Consider the following 3,977-nt stretch of genomic DNA (forward strand, 5'->3'; position numbering starts at 1 on the left):
CGCCAGCGTCCGCACGTCCGTGGCGCTGCGGCCGGCTTTGACGACGATGCTGAAGGCGATGTCCAGCGTGGTCTCGGCGAACACCTGCAGGGGTGAGCCAATGGCCAGGCTGTCCAGGGTCGGTGTCACCGAGCCGTCGATCGAGTTCTCGATCGGGACGCAGGCGTAGTCGGCGGTGCCGTCGCGCACGGCGTCCAGCGCCGCGGAGGTGCTTTCGACGGGCGCGGGTTGCACCCCGGCCGGGCCTTCGTCGGGGATGTGTCCCGCCGCGCTGATCTGTCGCAGCGCCGCCTCGGTGAACGTCCCCTCCGGACCGAGGTATGCGATGCGGGCCACGTCCCAACCCTAGCGGCGCGCGAGCCAGAAAAGTCTTGCGACGCCACCCTGGGTAAGTTAACTTAGGCTTACCTAATCAAAGGATGAGAATGGTGTTACCGCTGAGCTGCCCCGCCCCGACGACCGCCGAACGGATCCGCAGCGCCTGTGTCCGCGCCAGCGGCGCGTTGCTGGCCATCGAGCACGACGACCCGGTCCCCACCCCCCTACACCACCTGATGGACGACGGATCGGTTGCGCTGGCGCTGCCCGTCGAGCGGGAACGGGAATTGGTGCGCCCCATCTCGGGGTCCCAGGCGCTGCTGGAGCTGACCGACTACGCGCCCCTGCCGCTGCGCGAACCGGTCCGCTCGCTGGTGTGGGTGCGCGGTCGCCTCCAAGAGGTACACCCGACGGAGATCCTCGACATGCTCGACCTGATCGCCGCCGAGTGCCCGAATCCCGCCCTGCTGGGCATCGACACCCCACGCTGCACGCCCGGCGAGGGCGTCGAGCCGCGCTACACCCTGTTGCGGCTCGAGATCGCCTCGGTGGTGGTCACCGACGCCACCGGTGCCGAGCCGGTCAGCGTGGCCGACCTGCTGGACGCCCGCCCGGATCCCTTCTGCGCGCTCGAGTCCAGCCTGCTGTGGCACCTGGACACCGCCCACAGCGACGTCCTCGCGCGGCTGGTGTCCCGGCTGCCGGCGCCGCTGCGGCGCGGGCATGTCAGGCCCCTGGGCCTGGACCGCTACGGTGTCCGGTTCCGCGTCGAGGGCGACGACCGCGATCACGACGTCCGGCTGCCGTTCCATAAACCGGTCGACGACATGACCGGCCTGAGCCAGGCGATCCGGGTGCTGATGGGCTGCCCCTTCATCAACGGGCTTCGGGCGCGCGGCTAGCTATCTCATCATCGCTGTTCCGCAGCATCGCGACGCCGTCATCTCGGTGTTCATCGACTCTGGCTGCCAAAAGCATTTGGGCGGTATTCCGCCCGGATCATGACTGCGATCCAGGCCTGGTCGGCGAGACCGCCAGATGCGCCTGCGGCTGTTTCGAAGTGGCGGCGCATAACCTGCACGACACGAAGGTCGCACGGCGCACTATCTCAGAACGGCTTCATCATTTATGACTGCTGTCAGCTCGAAGCACTGCGCGATTGCGGACTCATTTGAGAATGCATCAACCGCGGGATCGTCGTCACCGCCGGCGTAATTAACCGTCGAAAGTCCAACCGCAGCTTCGAAATGCCCACTGCCACTGTCCTTTCCGACCCGGCGATGGCTTTGCCCCCGCTGCAGTCCGCCGCCTAACCGATCAACACCGTCAAATGCATCAATCATTTCGCCACGCTGCGTCGGGGATCGAGCGTGATAGTGGACAGGGAATCTTGCGAGCTTAGTCCCAGTAGATCGAAGACGACAAAAAGAGTCCCCAGATGAATCGCGCGCCGTAGCGCTCTCCCTTCCACCCGAATTCGTACTCCTCGTAGGCAGGGAGGAACTCATCGAACAGCGGCCACTTACCACGAAGGGTTAGGCTTCCGAAATGTGTTTGGAACTCGTTGACGTCCACACTCCAAATGGGCAACTCAGTCGGGGAATCGACAGTAGATGAACTACGCCGAGTATGCCGATACCCCGCAGTCTTAAGCAGTCCGCTTTCGCTAGCTGTGGCCTTGAAGTCAAACCCCGGCCACAAGACACTTGTATACCCCAGTGATGTCGCCTCGGAGCCCGCAATTCCCAGCACTTGCTGCATGCTCTGAAAACGAGAGGCATCGTCGCTGAGCGCTTCGCCCACCCGCTTGTGGATCTGGCTCGCCTGGTCGAGGGTAAGCCCGTGTTCCGCCAATTTAGTCTCTAGTTGGGATTGCATACCCGCCATGGCCATTCGAATTTTCATGGTCATCAGCAGATAGACTTCAAATTCAATTACCGCAGGAATCGATGTTGTCTGCACCACTTATCCATTCACCTGCCTATATAGCGCAAGAATTGAGTAAGGTCACCACGAAACACGGTGACCGATCCGTCAGGATGTATCGTCATTGCGATCCCCCGCGTTATGTCCGCGGGTAGTACCACCTTCGTTCCATCAGGCACATTAACGATTCCTCCGGTTTCACCGAAAGCGGCCTTTGCGGCTATATCGGTTGCTTCCGCAGCCTGTGCCTGACCGAGGTGGAGGTTAGTCACGCTGCCAGCCAAGGTATCTGCTCTGGTTCCCGGAGGAAGACTGGAGATGTCCCTACCAATTCCGGCGGCTTGCTCGGCAATACTCGGCCCGAGGGCGTACCACCCGGTGGTTGTCCTTCAGGCGCACGTGGCTGCGCCGGTGGTTCCGGGCCTGCTTTCGGTGGTTCCGCGGCACCCGGGCGGGCACCGCCGGGGGTTCCGCCGCCGGCCCCTCGGCCGGGACTGCCGCCACCGCCGAAGCCTCCGCCGCCCATGCCTGCGCCGCCGCCGCTGACTTCACCAACACCGTTTGCTCCCTCGCCGGTGCCGGTAGGGTCTCGCATCTCGGTCAGCGGTACGGCGCGCACACCATCACCAGTGAACCCCTGAGGTGGCTGGATAAAGGCGGAGTTTCGCGGGAACGTATCACCGATGCCTGCCATGGCGGTGGTGATTTTGCCGGCGACTTGGGCGTCCAGGCCCACCAGGTGAGCGGCGCGTTGGCGGATGTCGGCGGCGAACGCTTGTGCTGCGGCTTGCCTGGCCGCCCGTTGGGCGGCAGAACCGCCAGTCATGGAGTCGGTGACCGACAGATCTTCGCCCACCTCGAACCCCGCTGCCTGAATGTCCTCCACGGCGTAGCGCACTCGGGAGCGGGCTGCATGCAGATCCGAGACTCCACTACGGGCGACCCGGGCGGCGGCTTGTAACTGGTCGACTGCCGCGCTGGTGGTTTGCAGGTCTGCGTGCGTTGCGGCGCGCAACGCCTGGGCGGCTTCACCGTGCCAATCGACAGACGCGGCGTCTCGCCAGACTCGATGGGCCAACCCATAGCTGTTCTCGCTCACGGCGTCCCAATGAGAGGCGGCCTCGGTGAGATGGTCAGTGGGCCATGCCAACAGCGCCGACAGACTGGGAGCCCCCGCGGCCGCCGCCATCGCTACACGCTGGTCACCGACGAAGCCAACGCGGCAAGCGCGGTGGCCGATTCAGCTTCGTTGGTGAGGTAGTCCGTGTCGGCTTGTGCGACGCCGCTGGCATGTGCGCCTACCCGGGCCGCCAGGCCCTCGGTGAACGCTGTGACATCGACGTGAGCTGCGCCGACCGCCGCCGTGCTGAGCTGGCACGACAATCCCATCGCTGCAGGCGCCACCGTTTTGGTTAGTTCGTCTACCGCGACACCCCAATGGCCAGCCATCACCTGCACACCAACGGTATCGACGCGCAACTTCTGCTGCATGGGCCAAAGTTTAGGCAGCACCTCGGGTGCCAGCCACTCACCGCGAACGGCCACCCCGACCACACCCCCCGTGCGATACCACCTGGCCCAGCGTGGCGTTCCTAGGCAGCCGCACTTCACTTGAGGTTCTTCATGTCACCACGCCACGCCGTCACCAACGTCCGTGACGGCCACGTACGTTTACTCAGGTGAACGGCGAGCGCCCACTCCAGCGTCGGCAACCGCTCGGGCCGCCCGGGCAG

Annotated in this window: 6 protein-coding genes; 1 reads left to right on the top strand and 5 read right to left on the bottom strand. The window is 64.6% G+C overall.

Annotated features, from left to right (window positions below; translation table 11 throughout):
- Nucleotides 1–336, bottom strand: a 336-nt coding sequence (locus tag DQP58_RS26050) for a prephenate dehydratase domain-containing protein (protein ID WP_276310534.1), incomplete at its 3' end; no start/stop codon positions are given.
- 89 nt (nt 337–425) lie between these two features.
- On the opposite strand from DQP58_RS26050, the gene DQP58_RS26055 reads away from it, so the two are divergent.
- On the top strand, nt 426–1,220 hold the full coding sequence (locus tag DQP58_RS26055; RefSeq protein ID WP_112710924.1) for a DUF2470 domain-containing protein: 795 nt from the start codon (nt 426–428) through the stop codon (nt 1,218–1,220).
- Between the two features lie 201 nt (nt 1,221–1,421).
- Here DQP58_RS26055 and DQP58_RS26670 read toward each other — a convergent pair whose 3' ends face one another.
- The 4 genes from DQP58_RS26670 to DQP58_RS26995 form a co-directional block, all read right to left on the bottom strand.
- The gene (locus DQP58_RS26670; protein WP_133259447.1) at nt 1,422–1,661 is read right to left on the bottom strand and encodes a hypothetical protein; all 240 of its coding nucleotides are present in this window, start codon (nt 1,659–1,661) and stop codon (nt 1,422–1,424) included.
- A 55-nt stretch (nt 1,662–1,716) separates the two neighbouring features.
- Nucleotides 1,717–2,280 (bottom strand): hypothetical protein, encoded by a 564-nt coding sequence (locus DQP58_RS26060; RefSeq protein WP_240630153.1) that lies wholly within the window; start codon nt 2,278–2,280, stop codon nt 1,717–1,719.
- A 232-nt stretch (nt 2,281–2,512) separates the two neighbouring features.
- A complete protein-coding gene (locus tag DQP58_RS26070) occupies nt 2,513–3,433 on the bottom strand; it encodes a hypothetical protein (RefSeq protein WP_240630156.1) in 921 nt (306 codons plus the stop codon).
- Between the two features lie 2 nt (nt 3,434–3,435).
- Nucleotides 3,436–3,735: a hypothetical protein gene (locus DQP58_RS26995; protein ID WP_205869550.1), complete on the bottom strand. Its 300-nt coding sequence runs from the start codon at nt 3,733–3,735 to the stop codon at nt 3,436–3,438.
- Nucleotides 3,736–3,977: the final 242 nt, after the last annotated feature.

The organism is Mycobacterium colombiense (genome assembly GCF_003284975.1).
Classification (GTDB): Bacteria; Actinomycetota; Actinomycetes; order Mycobacteriales; family Mycobacteriaceae; genus Mycobacterium; species Mycobacterium europaeum_A.